Below are 24,792 nucleotides of genomic sequence, written 5' to 3'. Positions count from 1 at the left end.
TAAATGCATGAAAAAGGCACTTCGGTGCCTTTTTTTACGTCTAAATGATTAAATGGAAATTGAAATAAAAATAATTCTTATTTACAATAAAGCTATTGGTTAAAAAATCGCTAGGAGCGGTTTCAAATACCGTTTGCAGTGTCCTGAAAGGTAGCATGAAAGACACTCGCGATAACGATGAGTCATTCTGGTATGTATGTTTGTTTGTGTAACGCGATTTCTGACAAAGTCATTCGTAATGCTGTTCGTCAGCACCAGCCTCAATCTATGCAACAATTACGCAAGCTCGTGCCTATCGGGACAGATTGCGGTAAATGTGTTCGTCAGGCGCGTGTTATTTTTGAGGAAGAGCAGGCTAAAATTCCTGATATGTATGAAGTAGCATAAAATGTAGGGTTGTTTTTTTGACTCTCTGCTAGCCAGTTCTACACTTTAAGAACTGGAGCGGAGGAGCATGTCATGAAAGGCGATAAAAAAGTCATCACACACCTGAATAAGTTATTGGGCAACGAGCTAGTAGCCATTAACCAATATTTTCTTCATGCCCGAATGTTTAAAAACTGGGGCTTAACCCGCCTTAACGATCACGAATATCATGAGTCTATTGACGAAATGAAGCATGCGGATCGCTATATCGAACGAATTCTGTTTCTTGAAGGCATCCCGAATTTGCAGGATTTGGGTAAGTTAAATATTGGCGAGGATGTTGAAGAGATCTTACGTTCTGACCTTCAACTTGAATTGGATGGCGCAAAGAATTTGCGTGATGCGATTTCTTATGCGGATTCAGTACATGACTATGTCAGTAGGGATTTAATGATAGAAATTCTTGCCGATGAAGAAGGGCACATCGACTGGCTGGAAACTGAATTAGACCTGATTTCACGTCTTGGTATACAAAACTATCTTCAAGCCCAGCTAAAAGCTGAGTAACATAACAGTCATACTATGTTATGTGCTTTATGCCCGAACCGGCCGGACTCATTCACATCGCTCCGGCCGCGTTTAAAATCATTTCATCCTGCTTGTTGCTTCCCCAGCCAATTTGCGTATAATGCGCGAGCTTACTGAAACAAGGTAAGCCTGATTCAATCCGAATCAGAGGGACAATATTCATTTATTGCGCCCAAAACAATACCCCCGATATGGGGGTTATGTGCTGACGATTACACTCCCCCATCAATCGAAATGGGTGTGAGGAGTAATCATTTACGTTTATAAATAATTGGAGCTCTGGTCTCATGCAGAACCAAAGAATCCGTATCCGCCTGAAAGCGTTTGATCATCGTCTGATTGATCAATCAACTGCGGAAATCGTCGAGACTGCTAAGCGCACTGGTGCGCAAGTACGTGGTCCGATCCCGCTGCCGACCCGCAAAGAGCGCTTTACCGTTCTGATTTCTCCGCACGTCAATAAAGATGCGCGCGATCAGTACGAGATTCGCACTCACAAGCGTCTGGTTGACATCGTTGAGCCAACCGAGAAAACCGTTGATGCTCTGATGCGTCTGGATCTGGCTGCTGGTGTAGACGTGCAGATCAGCCTGGGTTAATCAGGTCATTGAGCGATTGAGAGGTTGAAACAATGATTGGTTTAGTCGGTAAAAAAGTGGGCATGACCCGTATCTTCACTGAAGATGGCGTATCTATCCCCGTAACCGTTATCGAAATTGAAGCAAACCGCGTAACTCAGGTTAAAGACCTGGCTAACGACGGTTACCGCGCTGTGCAAGTAACTACTGGTGCTAAAAAAGCAAACCGTGTTACCAAACCAGAAGCAGGTCACTTTGCTAAAGCTGGCGCAGAAGCTGGCCGTACTCTGCGTGAATTCCGTCTGTCAGAAGGCGAAGAGTTCACTGTAGGTCAGAGCATCAGTGTTGAGATTTTCGCTGACGTTAAAAAAGTAGACGTTACTGGTACATCTAAAGGTAAAGGTTTTGCCGGCACAGTTAAGCGCTGGAATTTCCGTACTCAGGATGCTACTCACGGTAACTCCTTGTCTCACCGCGTTCCGGGTTCTATCGGTCAGAACCAGACTCCGGGCAAAGTGTTTAAAGGCAAGAAAATGGCAGGCCAGCTGGGTAACGAACGTGTAACCGTTCAGAGCCTGGACGTAGTGCGTGTTGACGCTGAGCGCAACCTGCTGCTGGTTAAAGGTGCTGTTCCGGGAGCTACCGGTAGCGACCTGATCGTTAAACCAGCTGTGAAGGCGTGAGGAGATAGCAATGGAATTAGTATTGAAAGACGCGCAAAGCGCGCTGACTGTTTCCGAAACTACCTTCGGTCGTGATTTCAACGAAGCGCTGGTACATCAGGTTGTTGTTGCTTATGCAGCAGGTGCCCGTCAAGGTACTCGCGCCCAGAAGACCCGTGCTGAAGTAACTGGTTCCGGTAAAAAACCGTGGCGTCAGAAAGGTACTGGCCGTGCGCGTTCAGGTTCTGTTAAGAGCCCGATCTGGCGTTCCGGTGGTGTGACCTTCGCTGCTAAGCCTCAGGACCACAGTCAGAAAGTTAACAAAAAGATGTACCGCGGCGCGCTGAAAAGCATCCTGTCCGAATTGGTACGTCAAGATCGTCTGATCGTTGTCGAGACGTTTTCTGTAGAAGCACCGAAAACTAAGTTGCTGGCTCAGAAACTGAAAGAAATGGCACTGGAAGACGTGTTGATCATCACCGGTGAACTGGATGAAAATCTGTTCCTGGCTGCGCGTAACCTGTACAAGGTTGATGTGCGTGATGCAGCAGCAATCGATCCAGTTAGCTTGATCGCCTTCGACAAAGTCGTTATGACTGCTGATGCAGTTAAGCAAGTTGAGGAGATGCTGGCATGATCCGTGAAGAACGTCTGCTGAAAGTACTGCGCGCGCCGCATGTATCTGAAAAAGCATCTACCGCGATGGAAAAAACTAACACCATCGTTCTCAAAGTTGCTAAAGACGCGACTAAAGCAGAGATCGTTGCTGCTGTAGAGAAACTGTTCGAAGTAGAAGTTAAAGACGTAAACACCCTGGTAGTTAAGGGTAAAGTTAAGCGTCACGGACAGCGTATTGGTCGTCGCAGCGACTGGAAAAAAGCTTACGTCACCCTGAAAGAAGGCCAGAATCTGGACTTCATCGGCGGCGCTGAGTAAGTCGGAGGAGAAAGACAATGGCAGTTGTTAAATGTAAACCGACATCTCCGGGTCGTCGCCACGTTGTTAAAGTGGTTAACCCTGAGCTGCACAAGGGCAAACCTTATGCCCCGTTGCTGGAAAAGAACAGCAAATCCGGTGGCCGTAACAACAATGGCCGCATCACTACCCGTCACATCGGTGGTGGTCATAAACAGCAATATCGTCTGGTTGACTTTAAACGCAATAAAGATGGTATTCCTGCGGTTGTTGAGCGTCTGGAGTATGATCCGAACCGTTCCGCGAATATCGCGCTGGTTCTGTACAAAGACGGCGAGCGTCGTTACATCCTGGCGCCGAAAGGCCTGAAAGCCGGTGACCAGATTCAATCTGGTGTTGATGCTGCGATTAAAGCGGGTAACACCCTGCCGATGCGTAACATTCCGGTCGGTTCAACGGTTCACAACGTAGAAATGAAACCAGGTAAAGGCGGCCAATTGGCTCGTTCTGCTGGTACTTACGTTCAGATCGTTGCTCGTGACGGTTCTTACGTTACCCTGCGTCTGCGTTCTGGCGAAATGCGTAAAGTCGAATCCGACTGTCGCGCTACGCTGGGCGAAGTTGGCAATGCTGAGCATATGCTGCGCGTTCTGGGTAAAGCTGGTGCTGCACGCTGGCGTGGTGTTCGTCCTACCGTTCGCGGTACGGCAATGAACCCAGTCGATCACCCACACGGTGGTGGTGAAGGTCGTAACTTTGGTAAGCACCCGGTTAGCCCGTGGGGCCTTCAGACCAAAGGTAAAAAGACCCGCAGCAACAAGCGTACTGATAAATTTATCGTACGTCGCCGTACTAAATAATCTTAGAGGATAAACCATGCCACGTTCTCTCAAGAAAGGTCCTTTTATTGACCTGCACTTGCTGAAGAAGGTAGAGAAAGCGGTGGAAAGCGGAGACAAGAAGCCTTTGCGCACTTGGTCCCGTCGTTCAACGATCTTTCCAAATATGATCGGTTTGACCATCGCTGTCCATAATGGTCGTCAGCACGTTCCGGTGTTTGTTTCCGATGAAATGGTCGGTCACAAACTGGGTGAATTCGCGCCGACTCGTACTTATCGCGGCCATGCGGCCGACAAAAAGGCCAAGAAGCGCTAAGGTAGGAGGAAGAGATGGAAACTATCGCTAAACATTGCCACGCTCGTTCTTCTGCTCAAAAGGTTCGCCTGGTGGCAGACCTGATTCGCGGTAAGAAAGTGTCGCAAGCTCTGGAAGTTCTGACCTACACCAACAAGAAAGCTGCTGGTCTGGTTAAAAAAGTGCTGGAGTCTGCTATTGCTAACGCAGAACACAACGATGGCGCTGACATTGATGATCTTAAAGTCGCGAAAATCTTCGTTGACGAAGGCCCAAGCATGAAGCGCATTATGCCGCGTGCTAAAGGTCGTGCGGATCGCATCCTGAAGCGTACCAGCCACATTACTGTGGTTGTGTCCGATCGCTGAGACTCTGGAGACTAGCAATGGGTCAGAAAGTACATCCTAATGGTATTCGCCTGGGTATTGTCAAACCTTGGAACTCTACCTGGTATGCGAATACCAAAGAATTCGCTGACAACCTGGACAGCGATTTTAAAGTTCGTAAATACCTGACGAAGGAACTGGAGAAGGCTTCCGTTTCTCGTATCGTTATCGAACGTCCTGCGAAAAGCATCCGTGTGACTATTCACACTGCTCGTCCAGGCATCGTTATCGGTAAAAAAGGTGAAGATGTTGAGAAACTGCGCAAAGTCGTAGCGGATATCGCTGGCGTACCTGCACAGATCAATATCGCAGAAGTTCGTAAGCCTGAACTGGACGCAAAACTGGTTGCTGACAGCATCACTTCTCAGCTGGAACGTCGTGTTATGTTCCGTCGTGCTATGAAGCGTGCGGTACAGAATGCCATGCGTCTGGGCGCTAAAGGTATTAAAGTTGAAGTAAGCGGCCGTCTTGGCGGCGCTGAAATCGCGCGTACCGAATGGTACCGTGAAGGTCGTGTTCCGTTGCATACACTGCGTGCGGATATCGACTACAACACTTCCGAAGCGCACACCACTTATGGTGTTATCGGTGTGAAAGTGTGGATCTTCAAAGGTGAGATCCTGGGTGGTATGGCTGCCGTTGAACAACCGGAAAAACCGGCTGCTCAACCTAAAAAGCAGCAGCGTAAAGGCCGCAAGTAAGGAGAGTCGCTGATGTTACAACCAAAGCGTACAAAATTCCGTAAGGTGCACAAGGGCCGCAACCGTGGTCTGGCGCAGGGTACGGATGTTAGCTTCGGCACTTTCGGTCTGAAAGCTGTTGGCCGCGGTCGCCTGACTGCTCGTCAAATCGAAGCTGCACGTCGTGCCATGACCCGTGCTGTTAAGCGTCAAGGTAAGATCTGGATCCGTGTATTCCCGGACAAACCGATCACTGAGAAACCGCTTGAAGTCCGTATGGGTAAAGGTAAAGGTAACGTGGAATACTGGGTTGCCTTGATTCAGCCAGGTAAAGTCCTGTACGAAATGGACGGTGTGCCGGAAGAGTTAGCCCGTGAGGCATTCCAACTGGCAGCAGCGAAACTGCCTATCAAAACCACCTTTGTAACTAAGACGGTGATGTAATGAAAGCAAATGAGCTGCGTGAAAAGAGCGTTGAAGAGCTGAACACTGAGCTGCTTGGCCTTCTGCGCGAGCAATTTAACCTGCGTATGCAGGCTGCCAGTGGTCAGTTGCAACAGACTCACTTGGTAAAACAAGTGCGTCACAATATTGCACGTGTTAAGACTTTACTGACTGAGAAGGCGGGTGCGTAATGACCGATAAAATCCGTACTCTGCAAGGTCGTGTTGTAAGCGACAAAATGGAGAAATCCATGGTTGTTGCTATCGAACGTTTCGTGAAACACCCGCTTTACGGTAAATTCATTAAACGTACGACTAAGCTGCACGTACATGACGAGAACAATGAATGCGGTATCGGTGACGTGGTTGAAATCCGCGAATGCCGTCCGCTGTCCAAAACTAAGTCTTGGACACTTGTTCGCGTTGTAGAGAAAGCGATTCTGTAATAAAGTAGCGCTCTTCTCTTATGATAAACGGCTCTGCAAAGGGCCGTTTATTTTTTCTACCCATACCAAGGAAGCGGTGTTATAATGCTGCGCCCTCAATTATGGGGTATTTAATGGCCCGAAAGGGTCCTAAAGTAGTAGTTGACATTAGCGGAGCACTAAAATGATCCAAGAACAGACTATGCTGAACGTGGCCGATAATTCCGGTGCACGTCGCGTAATGTGTATCAAGGTTCTAGGTGGCTCGCACCGTCGCTACGCAGGCGTCGGCGATATCATCAAAATTACCATCAAGGAAGCAATTCCTCGCGGTAAGGTGAAAAAAGGCGATGTTCTGAAGGCGGTAGTGGTGCGCACCAAGAAGGGTGTTCGTCGCCCGGACGGTTCTGTCATTCGCTTCGATGGAAATGCTTGCGTTATTTTAAACAATAACAGCGAACAGCCTATCGGTACGCGTATTTTTGGGCCGGTAACTCGTGAACTGCGTAATGAGAAGTTCATGAAAATTATCTCTCTGGCACCAGAAGTACTTTAAGGAGCGAATCATGGCAGCGAAAATCCGTCGTGATGACGAAGTTATTGTGCTAACCGGCAAAGATAAAGGTAAGCGCGGTAAAGTAAAAAATGTCCTGTCTGCTAGTAAGGTCATTGTTGAAGGGATTAATCTGGTTAAAAAACATCAGAAGCCGGTTCCGGCTCTGAATCAACCAGGTGGCATCGTTGAAAAAGAAGCTGCTATTCAGGTTTCTAACGTTGCGCTCTTCAATACGGCAACTGGTAAGGCTGACCGTGTAGGCTTTAGATTCGAAGACGGAAAAAAAGTCCGTTTCTTTAAATCTAACAGCGAAACTATCAAGTAACTTGGAGTAGTACGATGGCGAAACTGCATGATTACTACAAAGACGAAGTAGTTAAAAAACTCATGACTGAGTTTAACTACAATTCTGTCATGCAAGTCCCTCGGGTCGAGAAGATCACCCTGAATATGGGTGTTGGTGAAGCGATCGCTGACAAGAAACTGCTGGATAATGCAGCAGCTGATCTGGCAGCAATCTCCGGTCAAAAACCGTTGATCACCAAAGCACGCAAATCTGTTGCAGGCTTCAAAATCCGTCAGGGCTATCCGATCGGCTGTAAAGTAACTCTGCGTGGCGAACGCATGTGGGAGTTCCTTGAGCGTCTGATTTCCATTGCTGTACCGCGTATCCGTGACTTCCGTGGTTTGTCCGCCAAGTCATTCGATGGCCGTGGTAACTACAGCATGGGTGTGCGTGAGCAGATCATCTTCCCGGAAATCGACTACGATAAAGTCGATCGCGTTCGTGGTTTGGACATTACCATTACCACTACTGCGAAATCCGATGATGAAGGCCGTGCGCTGTTGGCCGCCTTTAACTTCCCATTCCGCAAGTAAGGTAGGGTTACTAATGGCTAAGCAATCCATGAAAGCACGCGAAGTTGTTCGTGTGAAACTGGCTGAAAAATACCGCGCTAAACGCGAGGAATTAAAAGCTATCATCTCTGGTGTGAACTCATCCGACGAAGATCGTTGGGATGCAGTTCTTAAGCTGCAGACTCTGCCGCGTGATTCCAGCCCGTCTCGTCAGCGTAACCGCTGCCGCCAAACTGGTCGTCCGCACGCTTTCCTGCGGAAGTTCGGGTTGAGCCGTATCAAGGTCCGTGAAGCCGCTATGCGCGGTGAAATTCCGGGTCTGAAAAAGGCTAGCTGGTAATTGTCACCAATTGAATCACGGGAGTAAAGACAGATGAGCATGCAAGATCCGATCGCGGATATGCTGACCCGTATCCGTAACGGTCAAGCCGCGAACAAAGTTGCGGTCACCATGCCTTCCTCCAAGCTGAAAGTGGCAATTGCCAACGTGCTGAAGGAAGAAGGTTATATTGAAGATTTCAAAATCGAAGGCGACACCAAGCCAGTTCTGGAATTAGAACTTAAATATTTCCAGGGCAAAGCTGTGGTAGAAAGCATTCAGCGAGTAAGCCGTCCAGGTCTGCGCATCTATAAAAGAAAAGATGAGCTGCCAAAAGTTATGGCCGGTTTGGGTATCGCAGTTGTTTCTACCTCTAAAGGTGTTATGACTGATCGTGCAGCTCGCCAGGCTGGTCTTGGTGGCGAGATTATCTGCTACGTAGCTTAATCGGGAGGAAAAATGTCTCGTGTTGCAAAAGCACCCGTCGTCATTCCTGCCGGCGTAGAGGTAAAACTCAACGGTCAGGATGTTTCGATTAAGGGTAAAAACGGCGAGCTGAGTCGTAAGATCCACGATGCTGTTGAAGTGAAACAAGCTGACAACGCTCTGACTTTCGCCCCGCGCGAAGGTTTCGTTGATGGATGGGCCCAAGCGGGTACCACTCGCGCTCTGTTGAACGCAATGGTTATCGGTGTTACCGAAGGCTTCACTAAGAAGCTGCAACTGGTTGGTGTTGGTTACCGTGCTGCTGTTAAAGGCAATGTGGTTAACTTGTCTCTTGGGTTTTCTCACCCAGTAGAACATGCACTGCCGGCAGGTATTACTGCAGAATGCCCAAGCCAAACTGAAATCGTACTGAAAGGTGCTGATAAGCAGGTTATTGGTCAGGTTGCTGCGGAATTACGCGCCTACCGTCGTCCTGAGCCTTATAAAGGCAAGGGTGTCCGTTACGCCGACGAAGTCGTGCGTACCAAAGAGGCTAAGAAGAAGTAAGGTAACACTATGGATAAGAAAGCAGCTCGTATCCGTCGTGCGACCCGCGCACGCCGCAAGCTCCAGGAACTGGGTGCGACGCGTCTGGTGGTACATCGTACTCCACGCCATATTTATGCGCAGGTCATTGCACCGAACGGTTCTGAAGTCCTGGTAGCCGCTTCTACTGTAGAAAAAGCTATCGCTGAACAACTGAAGTCTACCGGAAATAAAGACGCAGCTATCGCAATAGGTAAAGCTATTGCAGAACGCGCGTTAGAAAAAGGCATTAAAGATGTCTCTTTCGACCGTTCCGGTTTCCAATATCATGGTCGAGTCCAAGCACTGGCAGATGCTGCCCGTGAAGCTGGCCTTCAGTTCTAAGGTAGAGGTGTAAGATGGCTCACATCGAGAAACAAGCTGGCGAACTGCAGGAAAAGCTGATCGCGGTAAATCGCGTATCTAAAACCGTTAAAGGTGGCCGTATTTTCAGCTTCACCGCACTGACTGTAGTGGGTGATGGCAACGGTCGCGTTGGTTTTGGTTACGGTAAAGCTCGCGAAGTTCCAGCAGCGATCCAGAAAGCGATGGAAAAAGCCCGTCGCAATATGATGAATGTCGCGCTGAACAACGGCACCCTGCAGCACCCGGTTAAAGGTGCTCACACGGGTTCTCGTGTGTTCATGCAGCCAGCTTCCGAAGGTACCGGTATTATTGCCGGTGGTGCAATGCGCGCCGTTTTGGAAGTTGCAGGGGTTCACAACGTATTGGCTAAAGCCTATGGTTCCACTAACCCAATTAACGTGGTTCGTGCAACGATTGATGGCTTGGCCAACATGAAGTCCCCGGAAATGGTCGCTGCCAAGCGTGGTAAATCCGTTGAAGAAATTCTGGGGTAATTGACCGTGGCAAAGACTATTAAAATCACTCAAACCCGTAGTGCAATCGGTCGTCTGCCGAAACATAAGGCGACACTGCTTGGCCTGGGTCTGCGTCGTATTGGTCATACTGTTGAGCGTGAGGATACTCCTGCTGTTCGTGGTATGGTCAACGCGGTTTCCTATATGGTTAAAGTGGAGGAGTAACAGATGCGTTTAAATACTCTGTCTCCGGCCGAAGGTGCTAAACATGCACCGAAGCGTTTAGGTCGTGGTATCGGTTCTGGCCTGGGCAAAACTAGCGGTCGTGGTCACAAAGGTCAGAAATCTCGTTCTGGCGGTGGCGTACGTCGTGGTTTTGAAGGTGGTCAGATGCCTTTATACCGTCGTCTGCCGAAATTCGGTTTTACTTCTCGCAAAGCAATGATCACGTCAGAAGTTCGCCTGTCTGATCTTGCTAAAGTAGAAGGCGACGTTGTTGACCTGAATACGCTGAAAGCCGCTAATGTTATTGGCATTCAGATTGAATTCGCGAAAGTGATTCTGTCTGGTGAAGTTGCTCGTCCGGTAACGATTCGTGGTTTGCGCGTCACTAAAGGTGCTCGTGCTGCTATCGAAGCTGCTGGCGGTAAAATTGAGGAATAAGTAGCAGATGGCTAAGCAACCAGGATTAGATTTTCAGAGTGCTAAAGGCGGAGTTGGTGAACTGAAGCGCAGACTTTTGTTTGTTATCGGTGCGCTAATTGTTTTCCGTATTGGCTCTTTTATCCCAATTCCTGGTATTGATGCCACTGTGCTTGCCAAATTGCTTGAACAGCAGCGAGGCACCATCATTGAAATGTTTAACATGTTCTCTGGTGGTGCTCTCAGCCGTGCTTCTATCTTTGCACTGGGTATTATGCCGTATATTTCGGCGTCAATTATTATTCAGTTGCTAACAGTGGTTCATCCTGCTTTGGCTGAGATAAAGAAAGAAGGGGAGGCTGGCCGTCGTAAGATTAGCCAGTATACCCGCTACGGTACATTGGTATTGGCTATATTTCAGTCGATCGGTATTGCTACCGGTCTGCCAAATATGCCTGGAATGCAAGACTTGGTAATAAACCCAGGTTTTGCTTTCTACTTTACCGCTGTTGTGAGCCTAGTTACGGGAACAATGTTCCTGATGTGGCTGGGAGAACAGATTACAGAGCGTGGTATCGGTAACGGTATTTCGATCATAATCTTCGCTGGTATTGTTGCGGGGCTACCGCCGGCCATTGGCCATACTATCGAGCAAGCGCGGCAAGGCGACCTGCACTTCCTCCTGTTGCTGTTGGTTGCAGTTTTAGTGTTTGCAGTAACCTTCTTCGTTGTTTTCATTGAGCGCGGTCAACGTCGTATTGTCGTTAACTATGCAAAACGTCAACAGGGTCGTCGTGTTTATGCAGCACAGAGTACGCATTTACCACTGAAGGTGAATATGGCTGGTGTTATTCCTGCCATTTTCGCCTCCAGTATTATTCTGTTCCCAGCCACGATTGCATCTTGGTTTGGGGGCGGTACCGGTTGGAACTGGCTGACAACTATTTCGCTGTATTTGCAGCCCGGACAACCGCTTTATGTGTTACTCTATGCGTCTGCAATCATCTTCTTCTGTTTCTTCTACACTGCGTTGGTTTTCAACCCACGTGAAACAGCAGATAACCTGAAGAAGTCCGGTGCATTCGTGCCAGGAATTCGTCCGGGAGAGCAAACGGCGAAATATATTGATAAAGTGATGACTCGCCTGACTCTGATTGGTGCGATGTATATTACTTTTATCTGCCTGATCCCGGAGTTTATGCGTGACGCAATGAAAGTGCCTTTCTATTTCGGGGGTACATCTTTATTGATCGTTGTTGTCGTCATCATGGACTTTATGGCTCAAGTGCAAACTCTGATGATGTCGAGTCAATATGAGTCTGCATTGAAGAAAGCAAACCTGAAAGGCTATAACCGTTAATTAGGTGAGCTTGAGAAGTTACGGAGAGTAAAAATGAAAGTTCGTGCTTCCGTCAAGAAATTATGTCGTAACTGTAAGATTGTTAAGCGTAACGGTGTCGTTCGTGTGATCTGCAGTGCCGAGCCGAAGCATAAACAGCGTCAAGGCTGATTATCTCGCATATTTTTCTTGCAAAGTTGGATTGAGCTGGCTAGATTAGCCAGCCAATCTTTTGTATGTAGCTGCAACATTATTTGAGTATCCTGAAAACGGGCTTTTCAGAATGGTGTTGCTGTATAAAATTGTAGGAGTGCATAGTGGCCCGTATAGCAGGCATTAACATTCCTGATCATAAACATACCGTTATTGCGTTAACGTCAATTTTCGGTATCGGTAAAACTCGGTCGCAGGCTATTTGTGCTGCAACAGGAATTGCCGAAGATGTTAAGATCAGTGAGCTGTCTGAAGAGCAAATCGATAAGCTGCGTGACGAAGTTGCCAAGTTTGTTGTAGAAGGTGATCTGCGTCGTGAAGTTACCCTGAGCATCAAGCGTCTTATGGACCTTGGTACTTATCGTGGTTTGCGTCATCGTCGTGGTCTGCCGGTTCGCGGTCAGCGTACCAAGACTAACGCCCGTACCCGTAAGGGTCCGCGCAAACCGATCAAGAAATAATCGGGGTGATTGAATAATGGCAAAGGCACCTATTCGTGCACGTAAGCGTGTAAGAAAGCAAGTCTCTGACGGTGTGGCTCATATCCATGCTTCTTTCAACAACACCATCGTAACCATTACTGATCGTCAGGGTAATGCGCTGGGTTGGGCAACTGCCGGTGGTTCCGGCTTCCGTGGTTCTCGTAAATCTACGCCGTTTGCTGCTCAAGTAGCTGCAGAACGTTGCGCAGAGGCCGTGAAAGAATACGGTATTAAGAACCTGGAAGTTATGGTTAAAGGACCTGGTCCGGGCCGTGAGTCTACTATCCGCGCATTAAACGCGGCTGGTTTCCGCATCACTAATATTACTGATGTGACTCCGATCCCTCATAACGGTTGTCGTCCGCCGAAAAAGCGCCGCGTATAACGCCGCTTTTAGGATTGTTGGAGAAAGAAAATGGCAAGATATTTGGGTCCTAAGCTCAAGCTGAGCCGTCGTGAAGGCACCGACCTGTTCCTTAAGTCTGGTGTTCGTGCGATCGATTCCAAGTGTAAAATTGAACAAGCTCCTGGCCAGCACGGTGCGCGTAAACCGCGTCTGTCTGACTATGGTGTACAGTTGCGTGAAAAGCAGAAAGTTCGCCGTATCTACGGTGTTCTGGAGCGTCAGTTCCGTAACTATTATAAAGAAGCTGCACGTCTGAAAGGCAACACAGGTGCAAACCTGCTGCAATTGCTGGAAGGTCGTCTGGATAACGTTGTTTATCGTATGGGTTTTGGTGCAACTCGCGCTGAAGCACGTCAGATGGTAAGCCACAAAGCTATCATGGTAAACGGTCGCGTTGTTAGCATCGCTTCTTATCAGGTATCCCCGAATGACGTAGTCAGCATCCGTGAGAAAGCTAAAAAGCAATCTCGCGTGAAAGCCGCTCTGGAGCTGGCTGAACAGCGTGAAAAGCCAACTTGGCTGGAAGTTGATGCTGCCAAGATGGAAGGTGTGTTCAAACGTATTCCTGAACGTACCGATCTGTCTGCGGACATTAATGAACACCTGATCGTCGAGCTTTACTCCAAGTAAAGCTTAGTACCAAAGAGAGGACACAATGCAGGGTTCTGTGACAGAGTTTCTAAAACCGCGCCTGGTTGATATCGAGCAAGTGAGTTCGACGCACGCCAAGGTGACCCTTGAGCCATTAGAGCGAGGCTTCGGCCATACTCTTGGCAACGCACTGCGCCGTATTCTGCTTTCATCCATGCCAGGTTGCGCGGTGACCGAGGTTGAGATTGATGGTGTACTGCATGAGTACAGCACCAAAGAAGGCGTACAGGAAGATATCCTGGAAATCCTGCTCAACCTGAAAGGGCTGGCGGTGAGAGTTCAAGGCAAAGATGAAGTTATTCTTACCCTGAATAAATCTGGCATTGGCCCTGTGACTGCAGCCGATATCATCCATGATGGTGATGTCGAAATCGTCAAGCCGCAGCACTTAATTTGCCACCTGACCGATGAAAACGCATCTATTAACATGCGTATCAAAGTTCAACGTGGCCGTGGTTATGTGCCGGCATCTGCCCGTATTCATACGGAAGAAGATGAGCGCCCGATTGGTCGTCTGTTAGTTGATGCTTGTTACAGCCCTGTAGAGCGTATTGCCTACAATGTTGAAGCGGCTCGCGTAGAACAGCGTACTGACCTGGACAAGCTAGTCATCGAGATGGAAACCAATGGCACGATCGATCCTGAAGAGGCGATCCGCCGTGCGGCTACCATTCTGGCTGAACAACTTGAAGCTTTTGTTGACCTACGTGATGTTCGTCAGCCAGAAGTTAAAGAAGAGAAACCAGAATTCGATCCGATTCTGCTGCGCCCTGTTGACGATCTGGAATTGACTGTCCGCTCTGCTAACTGCCTTAAGGCAGAAGCTATCCACTACATCGGTGATCTGGTACAGCGTACCGAGGTTGAGCTGCTCAAAACGCCTAACCTGGGTAAAAAATCTCTTACTGAGATTAAAGACGTACTGGCTTCCCGTGGTTTGTCTCTGGGCATGCGCCTAGAAAACTGGCCACCTGCAAGCATTGCTGATGAGTAACCAGATCACAGGTTAAGGTTTTACTGAGAAGGATAAGGTCATGCGCCATCGTAAGAGTGGTCGTCAACTGAACCGTAACAGCAGCCATCGTCAGGCTATGTTCCGTAACATGGCTAGTTCTTTGGTTCGTCATGAAATCATCAAGACGACCCTGCCGAAAGCGAAAGAGCTGCGTCGCGTTGTTGAACCGCTGATTACTCTTGCCAAGACCGACAGCGTTGCTAATCGTCGTCTGGCATTCGCCCGTACTCGTGATAACGAGATCGTGGCAAAACTGTTTAATGAACTGGGCCCGCGTTTCGCGAGCCGTGCCGGTGGTTACACTCGTATTCTGAAGTGTGGCTTCCGTGCTGGTGACAATGCGCCGATGGCATACATCGAGCTCGTTGATCGCTCAGTCTCTCAGACAGAAGAAGTAGCTACTGCAGAGTAATCTGTAAGAGCATAAAAAAACCGGGGAAACCCGGTTTTTTTATATCTAAAATAAACTACGCTTTCGCATGCATATGGTAAATAGTTGCCTGCGATTACGTGAGTTGAAAAATACGTCTCCCTGTTCTCATCCACCCGTTTCGGCTATATACTCTCTACGTTTTATTTATGTACATACCATTTGGACTTTCTTAGGAGTAATGATGACCACATACCGCCACAAACGCGGGAAAATTCAGGACAACGCCATTGAGGCATTGCTACATGACCCGCTGTTTCGCCAACGAATTGAAGTGAATGAAAAAGGGAAAGGAAGTTATCGTAGAAAAGATAAGCATGCTAAGAAAGGTAATTGGGAGGCCAGTGGTAAGCAATCAAATGATTATTTACCTCTGGCCTTTCTATTTTCTGCTTAATGAATCAAAGAGGTTGAAGAGAAACTTGGTTTTTACTGTTTTGGTTGCTGTTCTTTAAGCAGATCGCGAATTTCAGTTAATAACTTCTCTTCAGCACTAGGCTTCGGTGGTGCGGCTGGCGTATCTTCCTGTTTGCGTCGCATTTTATTCATAAGCTTGATGGCTATAAAAATCGCGAAAGCGACGATGACGAAGTCAAAAATATTCTGGATGAAAGCACCATAGTTCATGACAACAGCGGGAATTTCGCCTTGGGCATCACGAAGAATAAGGCTGAATTGTTTAAAATCGACACCACCAATCAAGAGCCCAAGTGGCGGCATAATAATATCTGATACTAGAGAGGAAACAATTTTGCCGAATGCGGCACCAATAATGACACCCACTGCCAAATCTACAACGTTGCCACGCATGGCAAACTCTCTGAATTCTTTGATGATGCTCATATCCGTTCTCCTTGCCAAAAATATAAATTAATTCTAACCAATAGCCGTATCTTTGCCAGATTATCAGTTGGCAGTAAATCTATTCCTACATTACAAAAAGAAGGGGCTCGGTTGAAATAGCCGTTCAACATCAGGCACAAATTTCTTGTCAGCCAAGAACATGATGACATGATCACCTTGCTCAATTTTGCTATTCGCGTTGGCAATGATGACATCATCACCGCGTACAATTGCGCCGATGGTGGTACCTGGTGGAAGCTTAATGTCTTCAATCATTCTGCCGACGACTTTTGATGTGCCCTCGTCACCATGGGCGATCGCTTCGATCGCTTCGGCCACTCCCCGGCGCAAAGAGGATACGCTAACAATATCTGCCTTGCGTACGTGGCTGAGCAACGCAGAAATTGTTGCCTGCTGTGGTGAGATAGCGACATCAATGACGCTGCCCTGAACCAGATCGACGTAAGCTCGACGCTGGATGAGCACCATTACTTTTTTCGCGCCCATGCGTTTAGCTAACATTGCTGACATAATATTTGCTTCGTCATCGTTGGTAATAGCGATGAAGACATCAATCTGCTCAATATGTTCTTCGGCGAGAAGCTCTTGATCGGAGGCATCACCATGGAACACGACCGTATTTTGCAGAAGTTCAGCCAGCTCCACCGCACGGTCTGCATTTCGTTCTATCAGCTTGATGCTGTAATCTTTTTCTAATCGCTGCGCCAATCCTGCACCGACGTTCCCCCCACCAACGATCATGATCCTTTTATACGGTTTTTCAAGGCGCTGTAATTCGCTCATTACTGCGCGAATATGCTGGGAAGCTGCGACAAAAAACACCTCATCTCCGGCTTCGATGATGGTCGAGCCTTGTGGGCGAATTGGGCGGTCGTGACGAAAAATAGCTGCAACGCGCGTATCTACATGAGGAATGTGCTCGCGGAGAGAGGTGAGGGCATTACCGACCAGTGGGCCGCCATAGTAGGCATTAACTGCTGCAAGACTCACTTTGCCTTCAGCGAAGTTGACGACCTGAAGTGCTCCGGGATATTCGATGAGTTTGTAAATGTTATCGATCACCAACTGCTCTGGGGAGATCAGGTGATCGATAGGAACAGCTTCTGGTAGAAACAGCTGTTCTGATTCATGAATGTATTCAGCTGCACGAATGCGTGCAATTCGGTTTGGTGTTTTGAAAAGAGAATAAGCGATCTGGCATGCTACCATATTCGTTTCATCTGAATTGGTAACGGCGACCAGCATATCAGCATCTTCCGCCCCTGCTTCACGCAGCACTCGCGGATGAGAGGCATAGCCCGTAACGACACGTAGATCAAACTTATCCTGAAGTTGGCGTAACCGATTTGCATCAGTATCAACGACAGTGATGTCATTGTTTTCACCCGCTAGATTTTCCGCCAGTGTTCCGCCGACCTGACCCGCGCCAAGAATGATAATTTTCATAATAAGCCATGCCGTTTATTGATTGCTGTCTGTTGCAGACAATACTGGGTTCAATATCAGTTTTTTACCAGCTTCGCATAAAAGAAACCATCGCCACCATCAGCATGAGGAAGCATCTGTATACCCGGCATTTCTCTTGTTCCCGTATCGGCAAGTGTTGCATCAGTGTGGCGATTCAGGAAATCAGTAACTTGTTGGGCATTTTCTTGCGGCAGAATGGAACAGGTTGCGTAGACCATCGTACCGCCAGTCTTGAGATGTGGCCAAATGGCATCAAGAATTTCTTTTTGCAGTGTAACTAATTCTTCAATGTCTCTGTCTCGGCGTAGCCATTTAATATCAGGATGACGACGAATAACGCCAGTCGCGGAACAAGGAGCGTCCAACAGAATACGATCAAATATACGCCCTTCACACCATGAGTCGGGGTAACGGCCATCGCCCTGTTTGACTTCTGCATGCATTTGTAGCCGAAGTAAATTTTCTTTTACCCGGCCTAAACGCGTTTCATCAACATCGACAGCGAGCACATGAGATTGTGGTGCGGCCTCTAAAATGTGTGTCGTTTTTCCACCGGGAGCGGCGCAGAGATCGAGGATCTGTTCACCATCTTGTGGATCAAGCCAATAGACGCAGCCTTGAGCAGAAGCATCCTGTACGGTTGCCCACCCTTGTGAAAATCCTGGTAATTGATCGACTGCACAGGGAGAAGCAAGTCGTATCGCATCGCTATATTCAGCATGAGGAAATGCTTCAATTCCCTCTTGCACCAACAAATTTAAATATGCTTCACGTGAGTGGTGTAACCGATTCACGCGTAGCCACATCGGAGGGCGCTGATTATTTGCCTCAACGATGTCTTGCCAGTGGTTAGGATAAGCATGCTCAATGCGCGCCAGCAGCCAACTTGGGTGCAGGTAGTGAGATGAATGAGTTGCCTCACGCTGAAGGAGTTCTTCCTGCTGGCGTTGGAATTGGCGTAATACGCCATTAATCAACCCCTTTAGCTGTGGTCTTTTTAACGCTACTGCACCTTCTACTGTTTCTGCCAGAGCGGCATGTGGCGGGATTCGCGTATAGTGCAGTTGGTAGATACCGACCATGATAAGGTAATGCAACGTGCGTTGTTTGCCCGTCAGGGGCTTAGCCATCAGTTGTTGGATACACCATTCCAACTGCGGTAAAACGCGTAATACGCCGAAGCAAAGCTCTTGCAAAAGTGCGCGATCTTTATCGGAAACGTCACGCTGATGAACAGGCAATAAGGCGCTGAGCGATTGCCCCTGATCCAGAACTTGTCCCACCACTTTTGCGGCAATACTGCGTAGATTGTATGAGCTTTTCATGTGTTAGCGATGACGTATACGTAAAAGAGAGAGGATATACCGGCATGACGCCGGTATGAAAAATAGATTAGTTCAGCGTATTACCGGGAACGAACCACTCACGGCGTGAGTTGAGTAGATCCTGCGCAGTCATTACTTTTTTGCCTGCGGGCTGTAATTCCTGAATATTCAAAATACCATCGGCGGTTGCTACCTGAATACCCAGCTTATCTGCCTGAATGACTGTGCCCGGCTGTGAGCTATGTGCTTTGGTTATGACCTCAGCTTTCCAGACTTTCACTGGTTGTTCATCTACGATGAAATAGCTGACTGGCCAAGGATTAAACGCACGAATACAGCGCTCAAGCTGCTCAGCAGATAACTGCCAGTTTAGACGGGCTTCTTCTTTGCTGAGCTTTTCTGCATAGGTGGCAAGTGCATCGTTTTGAGCTTCAGCTACCGCGCTGTTATCTGCAAGCTGCACCAGCGTTTCCAATAAGCCGCGTGGGCCCAGCTCAGCAAGTTTATCGTACAGCGTTGCGCTAGTATCCTGTGGCAGGATAGGGCATGAAATTTTGTGTAACATCGCGCCAGTATCGAGTCCAACGTCCATTTGCATGATCGTCACACCCGTTTCACTATCCCCAGCCCACAATGCACGTTGGATAGGTGCGGCTCCACGCCAGAGAGGCAATAGGGAACCGTGTACATTAATGCAGCCAAGACGAGGCATAGATAGTACAGGCTGCGGCAAAATTAAGCCGTAAGCCACAACAACCATAACATCGGCATTTAACGCCTCAACCATCGCTTGATTTTCTGCTGGTCGCAGAGATTTAGGTTGGAAAACGGGGATGTCATGTTGCTCTGCCAGCACTTTTACCGGGCTTGGCGTGAGTTTGTTACCTCGGCCGGCAGGTCGGTCAGGCTGTGTAAAAACGCCAACGACCTCATGCCCTGATGATAAAAGCGCGTCAAGGTGACGCGCTGCAAAATCGGGGGTTCCGGCAAAGATGATACGTAAAGAATCAGACACGGTGCTTCCTGTCAGGATGAAAATTATCGGGCCCGGCTATTCTGCTTAGCCAGTTTTTCCAGTTTTTGACGAATGCGCTGGCGTTTAAGTGGGGAAAGGTAATCGATAAACAATTTCCCAACCAAGTGGTCCATTTCATGCTGAATACAAATGGCAAGTAGTTCACTTGCTTCAAGTTCGAACGCTTTACCTTCACGATCCAATGCGCGCACTTTTACGCGCTCTGAGCGAGGAACCAGAGCTCGAGTTTCAGGGATCGACAAGCAACCCTCTTCGATGCCCGTATCGCCGCTCTTTTCAATCAGCTCGGGATTGATCAGCACCAGCCGCTGATCCCGCTCCTCAGAGACGTCAATAACAATAATGCGCTGATGAATGTCCACTTGTGTCGCGGCCAGGCCAATACCTTCTTCTTCGTACATGGTATCGAACATATCATCCACGATACGTTGAATATCTGCATTGACTTCTTTTACGGGCTGCGCAGTGATGCGGAGCCGCTCGTCTGGAAAATGTAATACCTGCAAAACTGCCATATATGTTTAGATCTGTATCTGAATAGTGAGAAAGTCTTAGTGCCCATTCTAGACATTTCCTGCCCCGATTGACAGCATCAGCACTGAATTGCACCACTTATCTGAATAGGGCGGAATAAGGGACGTCGATGCTATCAACGGAAATCTGGCTACGCATGACGGGCGTACGACACTTGGGTGTCAGGCGCGTTCGAACTATTGTCAGAAAGCTTATTGATTTAAATACGTTCGATAATGAAACGTTGAGGGAGTTAGGTCTGTCTGATGCTCAAATATCCCAATTCTGGGTCTATGATGCCAAAATCTTGGAGGAGACCCTCAACTGGTTGTCTCATCCCAACCACCATATCGTGACGTGCGAAGATGCTCTTTATCCCTTTCTGTTAAGTAATATTCGTGATTTCCCGCTGTTGCTATTTGTATCTGGTTCTCCTGAATTATTAGCATCGCCACAAATATCGATTATTGGTAGCCGGAATAGCAGCGCTTACGGTGAACGCTGGGGATGTTTTTTTGCTCAGGAGCTTGCCGCGAATGAACTTACGGTGACAAGTGGGTTGGCGATTGGCATTGATGGTATTGCTCATCGTGCCGCTTTGGATTCGGGAGGGAGAACTATTGCAGTATTGGGAAGCGGATTGGGGAATATTTACCCCAAGAGGCACACTAAGCTTGCTGAGCGTATTTGTGGCGACGGTGGTGCGCTGGTCTCCGAATTTCCCCTCGCGATGCAGCCTTTCCCAACCAATTTCCCTAGAAGAAACCGTATCATTAGTGGGCTAGGGCTGGGTGTTCTGGTCATTGAAGCATCTATCCGCAGTGGCTCGTTGGTCACGGCCCGTTCTGCTTTGGAGCAAGGACGGGAGGTTTTCGCTTTGCCAGGGCCTATCGGTAACCCTATGACTGAGGGAACACACTGGCTAATCCAACAAGGAGCTAGCTTGGTTACACATCCGAAGGACATTCTTGAGCAGTTGGCGGGTGAGTTACAGTGGTTACCGGTGGAAAGCAGACAAACTATTTCTAACGAAGAAGAGGATGGCGAATTGCCATTTGCCGACGTGTTGGCTAACGTAGGAGATGAGGTTACACCTGTTGACGTTGTCGCTGAACGTGCCGGCCAACCTGTGCCAGAGATAGTCACCAAGCTATTAGAGCTGGAGTTAGCAGGATGGATCGCAGCAGTACCCGGCGGCTATGTCCGATTAAGGAGGGCAAGCCATGTTCGACGTACTCATGTACTTGTTTGAGAGTTACATCCACAATGAAACTGAAATGCGTGTCGATCAGGATACGTTAACTGATGACCTCACCCGCGCTGGATTTCATCGTAACGATATCTATAGCGCGTTGAGTTGGCTGGAAAAATTGGCCGATATTCAGGAAGGGCAGACTGCACCGCTTTATCTGGCGAGCGATCCTCTGGCTATGCGGATTTATACGCAGGATGAAGCATCGCGTCTTGATGCGGAATGTCGTGGCTTTTTATTGTTTCTTGAGCAAATTCAGGTTCTGAATCTTGAAACGCGGGAAATGATTATTGAACGCGTTATGGCGTTGGAAACACCGGAGTTTGATCTGGAAGATCTGAAGTGGGTCATTCTCATGGTGCTTTTCAATGTGCCAGGTTGTGAGAATGCCTATCAGCAAATGGAAGAATTACTCTTTGAGGTCAATGACGGTTATGTGCAATAGCCTGAGGAATAACAGTTCGAATGGCTAAACCTGCACTGTTTGCTGAAAAAAAACAGGAAATATGTCCAGACTGTGGGTCAGTGCTGGTTATCCGTTCTGGTCGGCATGGCCCATTTCTTGGCTGTTCTGCGTATCCAGAATGTGAATTCATTCGCCCACTGAAAGCGCAAGCCGATGGGCATATCGTTAAGGTATTGGATGGGCAGCAATGTCCGCTTTGTCAGTCGACATTGGTACTACGGCAAGGGCGCTATGGAATGTTCATCGGCTGTGGTAATTACCCTGAATGCCATCATACCGAGACTATTGATCGCCCTGATGAAACTGCGATTCGCTGTCCACAGTGTAATCAAGGCTCGTTGTTACAGCGTAAATCTCGCTATGGCAAGGTGTTTCATTCTTGCGATCGCTATCCCGATTGCCAGTTTACGTTAAATCATAAACCGATAGCGGGAGAATGCCCTTCTTGCCATTACACTTTACTGTGTGAAAAAAAGACGGCACAAGGCACCAAGCTATTTTGTGCCAGTAAATTATGTGGAAAACCAATAGCGGCAGAAGTTGATAAGAATGAGTGATGCGTCTGATGAACTAATGATTCCCATTTTACGGGAATTACATAACGAGCAGGTTATAGCGTACCCGACTGAAGCGGTATTTGGGTTAGGGTGCGATCCTGATAGTGAAGCGGCGGTTAACCGCTTGCTGGCGTTAAAACAACGCCCTTGGCAAAAAGGACTGATCCTGATTGCTGCAGATTTTAGTCAACTGGCACCTTATATTGATGACGGTGCATTATCCGACGAGCAGAAGGCAGTGATGTTTTCTACATGGCCAGGCCCTGTTACTTGGGTATTACCTGCAAAACGCACCACGCCTCAGTGGTTAACGGGGCAATTTTCTTCGCTTGCAGTACGCGTTAGTGACCATCCATTAGTCAAGGAACTGTGTCAGCGTTACGGTAAACCGTTAGTTTCGACCAGTGCCAATTTAAGTGGTCAACCTCCTTGCCGTACTTCTCATGAAGTATCTAAGCAGTTTGGTGACGATTTTCCCGTGCTATCTGGGGACGTCGGCGGAAGAATGAACCCATCAGAAATCAGGGATGCATTAACAGGCGAGCTTATTCGTCAGGGTTAACGGCAAGTTGGAGGGGAACGTGGCTGAAGTAACGTCTTTTGCGGTTTTTGGCAATCCGATTGCGCATAGTAAATCACCTCGCATACACGAGCTATTTGCGGTACAGGCAGGGATAACGTTGACGTATCAGCGTGTGTTGGCGCCACTGGATAGTTTTGAGAAGATGCTACGCCAGTATTTTCACGATGGTGCTGGTGGTGCGAATGTCACTGCACCCTTTAAAGAGCGGGCTTTTGCTGAAGCCGATGAGCGTAGCGAATGTGCTGAGCTTGCGGGAGCGGTCAATACATTGAAGAAGTTGAGTGATGGTCGCCTGTTTGGTGATAATACTGATGGCATCGGTTTGCTCAGCGATCTGCAACGATTAGCATTGGTAAAACCTTCACATCGTGTTCTGCTCGTTGGTGCGGGTGGTGCGGCGCGTGGTGTTATCCAACCTCTGTTAGCTTATGGTTGTGCTGTTGTGCTGACGAATAGGACTTTTTCCAAGGCTGCTGCTTTAGCGAAGATCTTCTGTGATATCGGTGATATTCAGGCTATTGCTCTTGACGATCTACATGGACAGTCTTTTGATCTGATTATTAATGCTACATCTTCTGGGATGTACGACAGCGTTCCTAACTTACCGTCAGAGCTCATTGCGCCGGAAACGTGCTGTTATGACATGTTTTATTTACCGCAACTCACTCCTTTTTTGTCTTGGTGCGTACAACAGGGTGCTATCCACTATGCAGATGGTTTGGGAATGCTGGTGGGGCAAGCGGCACATGCGTTTAAACTTTGGCATGGTGTGATGCCAGACGTGGAGCCCGTGATTGGTTTACTGAAACAGGAGCTCGCTAAATGAATCAGGCGATCCAATTCCCAGATCGTGAAAGTTGGGATGATAAGGTAATGGCGATCCGCTTTCCTGTTTTAGTAAATGGCTTTCAGCAGGAGTGCCTGATAAGTGCGGAACGTCTTCAGCACCGCTACGGTGGTGATAGTCCCGAACAGTGGCTGGCGCTGTTCAGGGAATATCGATGGGATCTTGAAGATGAATTGGAAGAAATGATTCTTGCTGAAGAATGGGATGATGAAGGCTATTACTCATTATCCTGAGCAAGGTATTCATCTTTCCAACGAACATAGTTATTTGCCGAGTAAACCAGTCCCTCTATTTCTTCTTGTGTCAGTTGCCGAATTTTCTTAACTGGGCTGCCAACGTATAAATGTCCCTTCTCTAAACGTTTTCCGGGAGGGACCAGGCTACCCGCACCAATCATGACATCATCTTCAACAACCACCCCATCGAGGAGTATTGATCCCATTCCTACCAGAACCCGGTTTCCTATTTGGCAACCGTGCAGCATTGCTTTATGGCCCACCGTGACGTCTTCCCCAATAATAAGTGGGTTACCCTCAGGTTTTTTCTCTGAGCAGTGCGTGATATGAAGCACTGATCCATCTTGGATATTACTTCTGGCGCCAATAGTGATGTAGTTAACGTCGCCACGTATGGCGACAAGGGGCCAGATACCAACATCATTGCCTAGCGTTACCTTGCCAATCACCACGCTGGAATGATCGACCATGACTCTCTCGCCTAAAACGGGAGAGATACCGTTATAACGACGGAATGTTTTTGCACTCATCGATAACCTCGTAGTTATTTAGCATATGTAGTGATTTGCCACGTACTGATTATTCGCATTAACAGACAAAATATCGACAGATATGCGACTGCGACAACTGAAAAGTGACGTGGATCGAATAAGATCTCATCGAAAGGGTTGAAAAACACGCGAATAGAAAAAAAGATCAAGAAAGTTGTTGTGTAACGAAAACGGA

At 48.1% G+C, this 24,792-nt stretch carries 43 protein-coding genes; 37 read left to right on the top strand and 6 right to left on the bottom strand.

Annotation, left to right across the window (positions count from 1 at the left end; all coding sequences use genetic code 11):
- The first annotated feature begins 192 nt into the window (after window positions 1-192).
- From bfd to CLR69_RS22545, 31 genes are all read left to right on the top strand, one after another.
- Window positions 193-387 (top strand): bacterioferritin-associated ferredoxin, encoded by a 195-nt coding sequence (gene bfd, locus CLR69_RS22695; protein WP_107168841.1) that lies wholly within the window; start codon window positions 193-195, stop codon window positions 385-387.
- A 72-nt stretch (window positions 388-459) separates the two neighbouring features.
- Window positions 460-933, top strand: a complete 474-nt coding sequence (gene bfr, locus CLR69_RS22690; RefSeq protein WP_129710353.1) for a bacterioferritin — start codon at window positions 460-462, stop codon at window positions 931-933.
- A gap of 308 nt (window positions 934-1,241) precedes the next feature.
- Window positions 1,242-1,553 carry a 30S ribosomal protein S10 gene (gene rpsJ, locus CLR69_RS22685; RefSeq protein WP_001181005.1) on the top strand — a complete coding sequence of 104 codons (312 nt, stop codon included), beginning with the start codon at window positions 1,242-1,244 and terminating at the stop codon, window positions 1,551-1,553.
- Window positions 1,554-1,585: 32 nt separating this feature from the next.
- Window positions 1,586-2,215 carry a 50S ribosomal protein L3 gene (rplC, locus tag CLR69_RS22680; protein WP_131535256.1) on the top strand — a complete coding sequence of 210 codons (630 nt, stop codon included), beginning with the start codon at window positions 1,586-1,588 and terminating at the stop codon, window positions 2,213-2,215.
- Window positions 2,216-2,225: 10 nt separating this feature from the next.
- Window positions 2,226-2,831 (top strand): 50S ribosomal protein L4, encoded by a 606-nt coding sequence (gene rplD, locus CLR69_RS22675; RefSeq protein WP_039308906.1) that lies wholly within the window; start codon window positions 2,226-2,228, stop codon window positions 2,829-2,831.
- Complete coding sequence (gene rplW / locus CLR69_RS22670; RefSeq protein ID WP_005970277.1) at window positions 2,828-3,130, top strand: 50S ribosomal protein L23; 303 nt, start codon at window positions 2,828-2,830, stop codon at window positions 3,128-3,130. The genes rplD and rplW overlap by 4 nt, the downstream gene beginning before the upstream one ends.
- A 17-nt stretch (window positions 3,131-3,147) precedes the next feature.
- On the top strand, window positions 3,148-3,969 hold the full coding sequence (gene rplB / locus CLR69_RS22665) for a 50S ribosomal protein L2 (RefSeq protein ID WP_095700748.1): 822 nt from the start codon (window positions 3,148-3,150) through the stop codon (window positions 3,967-3,969).
- 16 nt (window positions 3,970-3,985) lie between these two features.
- Window positions 3,986-4,264, top strand: a complete 279-nt coding sequence (rpsS, locus tag CLR69_RS22660) for a 30S ribosomal protein S19 (RefSeq protein WP_004929772.1) — start codon at window positions 3,986-3,988, stop codon at window positions 4,262-4,264.
- Window positions 4,265-4,278: 14 nt separating this feature from the next.
- The gene (gene rplV, locus CLR69_RS22655) at window positions 4,279-4,611 is read left to right on the top strand and encodes a 50S ribosomal protein L22 (protein ID WP_005970275.1); all 333 of its coding nucleotides are present in this window, start codon (window positions 4,279-4,281) and stop codon (window positions 4,609-4,611) included.
- A 17-nt stretch (window positions 4,612-4,628) separates the two neighbouring features.
- Window positions 4,629-5,330: a 30S ribosomal protein S3 gene (gene rpsC, locus CLR69_RS22650; RefSeq protein WP_005970274.1), complete on the top strand. Its 702-nt coding sequence runs from the start codon at window positions 4,629-4,631 to the stop codon at window positions 5,328-5,330.
- A 12-nt stretch (window positions 5,331-5,342) separates the two neighbouring features.
- Complete coding sequence (rplP, locus tag CLR69_RS22645) at window positions 5,343-5,753, top strand: 50S ribosomal protein L16 (RefSeq protein ID WP_005970273.1); 411 nt, start codon at window positions 5,343-5,345, stop codon at window positions 5,751-5,753.
- A complete protein-coding gene (gene rpmC, locus CLR69_RS22640) occupies window positions 5,753-5,944 on the top strand; it encodes a 50S ribosomal protein L29 (protein WP_005970272.1) in 192 nt (63 codons plus the stop codon). Before rplP ends, rpmC begins: the two co-directional genes overlap by 1 nt.
- A complete protein-coding gene (gene rpsQ / locus CLR69_RS22635) occupies window positions 5,944-6,198 on the top strand; it encodes a 30S ribosomal protein S17 (protein WP_011095505.1) in 255 nt (84 codons plus the stop codon). Before rpmC ends, rpsQ begins: the two co-directional genes overlap by 1 nt.
- Window positions 6,199-6,361: 163 nt before the next feature.
- Window positions 6,362-6,733 (top strand): 50S ribosomal protein L14, encoded by a 372-nt coding sequence (gene rplN, locus CLR69_RS22630; protein ID WP_000613954.1) that lies wholly within the window; start codon window positions 6,362-6,364, stop codon window positions 6,731-6,733.
- Between the two features lie 10 nt (window positions 6,734-6,743).
- Window positions 6,744-7,058, top strand: coding sequence for a 50S ribosomal protein L24 (rplX, locus tag CLR69_RS22625; protein ID WP_129710355.1), 315 nt, complete (start codon window positions 6,744-6,746; stop codon window positions 7,056-7,058).
- Between the two features lie 14 nt (window positions 7,059-7,072).
- A complete protein-coding gene (rplE, locus tag CLR69_RS22620) occupies window positions 7,073-7,612 on the top strand; it encodes a 50S ribosomal protein L5 (protein ID WP_005970265.1) in 540 nt (179 codons plus the stop codon).
- A 13-nt stretch (window positions 7,613-7,625) separates the two neighbouring features.
- Entirely contained in the window at window positions 7,626-7,931 is a 306-nt protein-coding gene (gene rpsN, locus CLR69_RS22615; RefSeq protein ID WP_010286114.1) for a 30S ribosomal protein S14, read from the top strand.
- A 33-nt stretch (window positions 7,932-7,964) separates the two neighbouring features.
- The gene (gene rpsH / locus CLR69_RS22610; protein ID WP_005970261.1) at window positions 7,965-8,357 is read left to right on the top strand and encodes a 30S ribosomal protein S8; all 393 of its coding nucleotides are present in this window, start codon (window positions 7,965-7,967) and stop codon (window positions 8,355-8,357) included.
- A 12-nt stretch (window positions 8,358-8,369) separates the two neighbouring features.
- A complete protein-coding gene (gene rplF, locus CLR69_RS22605) occupies window positions 8,370-8,903 on the top strand; it encodes a 50S ribosomal protein L6 (RefSeq protein WP_005970259.1) in 534 nt (177 codons plus the stop codon).
- A 9-nt stretch (window positions 8,904-8,912) separates the two neighbouring features.
- Window positions 8,913-9,266, top strand: coding sequence for a 50S ribosomal protein L18 (rplR, locus tag CLR69_RS22600; RefSeq protein WP_039487912.1), 354 nt, complete (start codon window positions 8,913-8,915; stop codon window positions 9,264-9,266).
- Window positions 9,267-9,280: 14 nt separating this feature from the next.
- A complete protein-coding gene (gene rpsE / locus CLR69_RS22595) occupies window positions 9,281-9,781 on the top strand; it encodes a 30S ribosomal protein S5 (RefSeq protein WP_005970257.1) in 501 nt (166 codons plus the stop codon).
- A 6-nt stretch (window positions 9,782-9,787) separates the two neighbouring features.
- Window positions 9,788-9,967, top strand: coding sequence for a 50S ribosomal protein L30 (gene rpmD, locus CLR69_RS22590; RefSeq protein WP_004846568.1), 180 nt, complete (start codon window positions 9,788-9,790; stop codon window positions 9,965-9,967).
- Between the two features lie 3 nt (window positions 9,968-9,970).
- On the top strand, window positions 9,971-10,405 hold the full coding sequence (rplO, locus tag CLR69_RS22585; protein WP_039308894.1) for a 50S ribosomal protein L15: 435 nt from the start codon (window positions 9,971-9,973) through the stop codon (window positions 10,403-10,405).
- Window positions 10,406-10,412: 7 nt separating this feature from the next.
- Complete coding sequence (secY, locus tag CLR69_RS22580) at window positions 10,413-11,744, top strand: preprotein translocase subunit SecY (protein ID WP_005970255.1); 1,332 nt, start codon at window positions 10,413-10,415, stop codon at window positions 11,742-11,744.
- A gap of 33 nt (window positions 11,745-11,777) precedes the next feature.
- Window positions 11,778-11,894 carry a 50S ribosomal protein L36 gene (gene rpmJ, locus CLR69_RS22575; protein WP_002227352.1) on the top strand — a complete coding sequence of 39 codons (117 nt, stop codon included), beginning with the start codon at window positions 11,778-11,780 and terminating at the stop codon, window positions 11,892-11,894.
- A 146-nt stretch (window positions 11,895-12,040) separates the two neighbouring features.
- The gene (rpsM, locus tag CLR69_RS22570; RefSeq protein ID WP_010286058.1) at window positions 12,041-12,397 is read left to right on the top strand and encodes a 30S ribosomal protein S13; all 357 of its coding nucleotides are present in this window, start codon (window positions 12,041-12,043) and stop codon (window positions 12,395-12,397) included.
- 16 nt (window positions 12,398-12,413) lie between these two features.
- Entirely contained in the window at window positions 12,414-12,803 is a 390-nt protein-coding gene (rpsK, locus tag CLR69_RS22565; protein WP_002919257.1) for a 30S ribosomal protein S11, read from the top strand.
- Between the two features lie 30 nt (window positions 12,804-12,833).
- Complete coding sequence (rpsD, locus tag CLR69_RS22560; RefSeq protein WP_010286047.1) at window positions 12,834-13,454, top strand: 30S ribosomal protein S4; 621 nt, start codon at window positions 12,834-12,836, stop codon at window positions 13,452-13,454.
- Between the two features lie 25 nt (window positions 13,455-13,479).
- On the top strand, window positions 13,480-14,469 hold the full coding sequence (locus CLR69_RS22555) for a DNA-directed RNA polymerase subunit alpha (protein ID WP_129710357.1): 990 nt from the start codon (window positions 13,480-13,482) through the stop codon (window positions 14,467-14,469).
- Window positions 14,470-14,509: 40 nt separating this feature from the next.
- Window positions 14,510-14,902 carry a 50S ribosomal protein L17 gene (gene rplQ, locus CLR69_RS22550; protein ID WP_005970246.1) on the top strand — a complete coding sequence of 131 codons (393 nt, stop codon included), beginning with the start codon at window positions 14,510-14,512 and terminating at the stop codon, window positions 14,900-14,902.
- A gap of 202 nt (window positions 14,903-15,104) precedes the next feature.
- On the top strand, window positions 15,105-15,317 hold the full coding sequence (locus CLR69_RS22545) for an alternative ribosome-rescue factor A (protein WP_129710359.1): 213 nt from the start codon (window positions 15,105-15,107) through the stop codon (window positions 15,315-15,317).
- Between the two features lie 32 nt (window positions 15,318-15,349).
- Here the strand turns inward: CLR69_RS22545 and mscL are convergent, their stop codons facing one another.
- The 5 genes from mscL to def all read right to left on the bottom strand — a co-directional run bounded on the left by mscL (window position 15,350) and on the right by def (window position 20,127).
- Complete coding sequence (gene mscL / locus CLR69_RS22540) at window positions 15,350-15,763, bottom strand: large-conductance mechanosensitive channel protein MscL (RefSeq protein WP_129710361.1); 414 nt, start codon at window positions 15,761-15,763, stop codon at window positions 15,350-15,352.
- Window positions 15,764-15,853: 90 nt separating this feature from the next.
- Window positions 15,854-17,230, bottom strand: coding sequence for a Trk system potassium transporter TrkA (trkA, locus tag CLR69_RS22535; RefSeq protein ID WP_129710363.1), 1,377 nt, complete (start codon window positions 17,228-17,230; stop codon window positions 15,854-15,856).
- 56 nt (window positions 17,231-17,286) lie between these two features.
- Window positions 17,287-18,576 (bottom strand): 16S rRNA (cytosine(967)-C(5))-methyltransferase RsmB, encoded by a 1,290-nt coding sequence (gene rsmB / locus CLR69_RS22530; RefSeq protein WP_131535255.1) that lies wholly within the window; start codon window positions 18,574-18,576, stop codon window positions 17,287-17,289.
- 67 nt (window positions 18,577-18,643) lie between these two features.
- Window positions 18,644-19,591: a methionyl-tRNA formyltransferase gene (fmt, locus tag CLR69_RS22525; RefSeq protein ID WP_131535254.1), complete on the bottom strand. Its 948-nt coding sequence runs from the start codon at window positions 19,589-19,591 to the stop codon at window positions 18,644-18,646.
- A 23-nt stretch (window positions 19,592-19,614) separates the two neighbouring features.
- Window positions 19,615-20,127, bottom strand: coding sequence for a peptide deformylase (gene def / locus CLR69_RS22520; RefSeq protein ID WP_129710369.1), 513 nt, complete (start codon window positions 20,125-20,127; stop codon window positions 19,615-19,617).
- 128 nt (window positions 20,128-20,255) lie between these two features.
- On the opposite strand from def, the gene dprA reads away from it, so the two are divergent.
- The 6 genes from dprA to CLR69_RS22490 are packed head-to-tail and all read left to right on the top strand — an operon-like array spanning window position 20,256 to window position 24,063.
- Window positions 20,256-21,377 carry a DNA-protecting protein DprA gene (gene dprA, locus CLR69_RS22515; protein WP_131535253.1) on the top strand — a complete coding sequence of 374 codons (1,122 nt, stop codon included), beginning with the start codon at window positions 20,256-20,258 and terminating at the stop codon, window positions 21,375-21,377.
- Window positions 21,349-21,822, top strand: a complete 474-nt coding sequence (gene smg, locus CLR69_RS22510; RefSeq protein ID WP_131535252.1) for a DUF494 family protein Smg — start codon at window positions 21,349-21,351, stop codon at window positions 21,820-21,822. Before dprA ends, smg begins: the two co-directional genes overlap by 29 nt.
- A gap of 20 nt (window positions 21,823-21,842) precedes the next feature.
- Complete coding sequence (locus CLR69_RS22505) at window positions 21,843-22,400, top strand: DNA topoisomerase family protein (RefSeq protein ID WP_131535251.1); 558 nt, start codon at window positions 21,843-21,845, stop codon at window positions 22,398-22,400.
- Entirely contained in the window at window positions 22,393-22,962 is a 570-nt protein-coding gene (tsaC, locus tag CLR69_RS22500) for an L-threonylcarbamoyladenylate synthase type 1 TsaC (RefSeq protein WP_131535250.1), read from the top strand. The genes CLR69_RS22505 and tsaC overlap by 8 nt, the downstream gene beginning before the upstream one ends.
- A 19-nt stretch (window positions 22,963-22,981) precedes the next feature.
- Window positions 22,982-23,809 carry a shikimate dehydrogenase gene (gene aroE, locus CLR69_RS22495; RefSeq protein ID WP_131535249.1) on the top strand — a complete coding sequence of 276 codons (828 nt, stop codon included), beginning with the start codon at window positions 22,982-22,984 and terminating at the stop codon, window positions 23,807-23,809.
- The gene (locus tag CLR69_RS22490; RefSeq protein WP_131535248.1) at window positions 23,806-24,063 is read left to right on the top strand and encodes a DUF1488 family protein; all 258 of its coding nucleotides are present in this window, start codon (window positions 23,806-23,808) and stop codon (window positions 24,061-24,063) included. Before aroE ends, CLR69_RS22490 begins: the two co-directional genes overlap by 4 nt.
- On the opposite strand, the gene CLR69_RS22485 is transcribed toward CLR69_RS22490, so the two are convergent.
- A complete protein-coding gene (locus tag CLR69_RS22485; protein ID WP_129710383.1) occupies window positions 24,048-24,596 on the bottom strand; it encodes a gamma carbonic anhydrase family protein in 549 nt (182 codons plus the stop codon). The genes CLR69_RS22490 and CLR69_RS22485 overlap by 16 nt on opposite strands.
- Between the last annotated feature and the right edge of the window lie 196 nt (window positions 24,597-24,792).

The organism is Pectobacterium zantedeschiae, from assembly GCF_004137795.1.
Lineage (GTDB): Bacteria > Pseudomonadota > Gammaproteobacteria > Enterobacterales > Enterobacteriaceae > Pectobacterium > Pectobacterium zantedeschiae.
This window is presented reverse-complemented; position numbering and strand designations above follow the sequence as displayed.

Excerpts from the sequence above, each read along its gene's own strand:
- bfd (WP_107168841.1), top strand. The coding sequence starts at position 193 with ATGTATGTTTGTTTGTGTAACGCGATTTCTGACAAAGTCATTCGTAAT.
- bfr (WP_129710353.1), top strand. The coding sequence starts at position 460 with ATGAAAGGCGATAAAAAAGTCATCACACACCTGAATAAGTTATTGGGC.
- rpsJ (WP_001181005.1), top strand. The coding sequence starts at position 1,242 with ATGCAGAACCAAAGAATCCGTATCCGCCTGAAAGCGTTTGATCATCGT.
- rplC (WP_131535256.1), top strand. The coding sequence starts at position 1,586 with ATGATTGGTTTAGTCGGTAAAAAAGTGGGCATGACCCGTATCTTCACT.
- rplD (WP_039308906.1), top strand. The coding sequence starts at position 2,226 with ATGGAATTAGTATTGAAAGACGCGCAAAGCGCGCTGACTGTTTCCGAA.
- rplW (WP_005970277.1), top strand. The coding sequence starts at position 2,828 with ATGATCCGTGAAGAACGTCTGCTGAAAGTACTGCGCGCGCCGCATGTA.
- rplB (WP_095700748.1), top strand. The coding sequence starts at position 3,148 with ATGGCAGTTGTTAAATGTAAACCGACATCTCCGGGTCGTCGCCACGTT.
- rpsS (WP_004929772.1), top strand. The coding sequence starts at position 3,986 with ATGCCACGTTCTCTCAAGAAAGGTCCTTTTATTGACCTGCACTTGCTG.
- rplV (WP_005970275.1), top strand. The coding sequence starts at position 4,279 with ATGGAAACTATCGCTAAACATTGCCACGCTCGTTCTTCTGCTCAAAAG.
- rpsC (WP_005970274.1), top strand. The coding sequence starts at position 4,629 with ATGGGTCAGAAAGTACATCCTAATGGTATTCGCCTGGGTATTGTCAAA.
- rplP (WP_005970273.1), top strand. The coding sequence starts at position 5,343 with ATGTTACAACCAAAGCGTACAAAATTCCGTAAGGTGCACAAGGGCCGC.
- rpmC (WP_005970272.1), top strand. The coding sequence starts at position 5,753 with ATGAAAGCAAATGAGCTGCGTGAAAAGAGCGTTGAAGAGCTGAACACT.
- rpsQ (WP_011095505.1), top strand. The coding sequence starts at position 5,944 with ATGACCGATAAAATCCGTACTCTGCAAGGTCGTGTTGTAAGCGACAAA.
- rplN (WP_000613954.1), top strand. The coding sequence starts at position 6,362 with ATGATCCAAGAACAGACTATGCTGAACGTGGCCGATAATTCCGGTGCA.
- rplX (WP_129710355.1), top strand. The coding sequence starts at position 6,744 with ATGGCAGCGAAAATCCGTCGTGATGACGAAGTTATTGTGCTAACCGGC.
- rplE (WP_005970265.1), top strand. The coding sequence starts at position 7,073 with ATGGCGAAACTGCATGATTACTACAAAGACGAAGTAGTTAAAAAACTC.
- rpsN (WP_010286114.1), top strand. The coding sequence starts at position 7,626 with ATGGCTAAGCAATCCATGAAAGCACGCGAAGTTGTTCGTGTGAAACTG.
- rpsH (WP_005970261.1), top strand. The coding sequence starts at position 7,965 with ATGAGCATGCAAGATCCGATCGCGGATATGCTGACCCGTATCCGTAAC.
- rplF (WP_005970259.1), top strand. The coding sequence starts at position 8,370 with ATGTCTCGTGTTGCAAAAGCACCCGTCGTCATTCCTGCCGGCGTAGAG.
- rplR (WP_039487912.1), top strand. The coding sequence starts at position 8,913 with ATGGATAAGAAAGCAGCTCGTATCCGTCGTGCGACCCGCGCACGCCGC.
- rpsE (WP_005970257.1), top strand. The coding sequence starts at position 9,281 with ATGGCTCACATCGAGAAACAAGCTGGCGAACTGCAGGAAAAGCTGATC.
- rplO (WP_039308894.1), top strand. The coding sequence starts at position 9,971 with ATGCGTTTAAATACTCTGTCTCCGGCCGAAGGTGCTAAACATGCACCG.
- secY (WP_005970255.1), top strand. The coding sequence starts at position 10,413 with ATGGCTAAGCAACCAGGATTAGATTTTCAGAGTGCTAAAGGCGGAGTT.
- rpmJ (WP_002227352.1), top strand. The coding sequence starts at position 11,778 with ATGAAAGTTCGTGCTTCCGTCAAGAAATTATGTCGTAACTGTAAGATT.
- rpsK (WP_002919257.1), top strand. The coding sequence starts at position 12,414 with ATGGCAAAGGCACCTATTCGTGCACGTAAGCGTGTAAGAAAGCAAGTC.
- rpsD (WP_010286047.1), top strand. The coding sequence starts at position 12,834 with ATGGCAAGATATTTGGGTCCTAAGCTCAAGCTGAGCCGTCGTGAAGGC.
- CLR69_RS22555 (WP_129710357.1), top strand. The coding sequence starts at position 13,480 with ATGCAGGGTTCTGTGACAGAGTTTCTAAAACCGCGCCTGGTTGATATC.
- rplQ (WP_005970246.1), top strand. The coding sequence starts at position 14,510 with ATGCGCCATCGTAAGAGTGGTCGTCAACTGAACCGTAACAGCAGCCAT.
- CLR69_RS22545 (WP_129710359.1), top strand. The coding sequence starts at position 15,105 with ATGACCACATACCGCCACAAACGCGGGAAAATTCAGGACAACGCCATT.
- mscL (WP_129710361.1), bottom strand. The coding sequence starts at position 15,763 with ATGAGCATCATCAAAGAATTCAGAGAGTTTGCCATGCGTGGCAACGTT.
- trkA (WP_129710363.1), bottom strand. The coding sequence starts at position 17,230 with ATGAAAATTATCATTCTTGGCGCGGGTCAGGTCGGCGGAACACTGGCG.
- rsmB (WP_131535255.1), bottom strand. The coding sequence starts at position 18,576 with ATGAAAAGCTCATACAATCTACGCAGTATTGCCGCAAAAGTGGTGGGA.
- def (WP_129710369.1), bottom strand. The coding sequence starts at position 20,127 with ATGGCAGTTTTGCAGGTATTACATTTTCCAGACGAGCGGCTCCGCATC.
- dprA (WP_131535253.1), top strand. The coding sequence starts at position 20,256 with ATGCTATCAACGGAAATCTGGCTACGCATGACGGGCGTACGACACTTG.
- smg (WP_131535252.1), top strand. The coding sequence starts at position 21,349 with ATGTTCGACGTACTCATGTACTTGTTTGAGAGTTACATCCACAATGAA.
- CLR69_RS22505 (WP_131535251.1), top strand. The coding sequence starts at position 21,843 with ATGGCTAAACCTGCACTGTTTGCTGAAAAAAAACAGGAAATATGTCCA.
- tsaC (WP_131535250.1), top strand. The coding sequence starts at position 22,393 with ATGAGTGATGCGTCTGATGAACTAATGATTCCCATTTTACGGGAATTA.
- CLR69_RS22490 (WP_131535248.1), top strand. The coding sequence starts at position 23,806 with ATGAATCAGGCGATCCAATTCCCAGATCGTGAAAGTTGGGATGATAAG.
- CLR69_RS22485 (WP_129710383.1), bottom strand. The coding sequence starts at position 24,596 with ATGAGTGCAAAAACATTCCGTCGTTATAACGGTATCTCTCCCGTTTTA.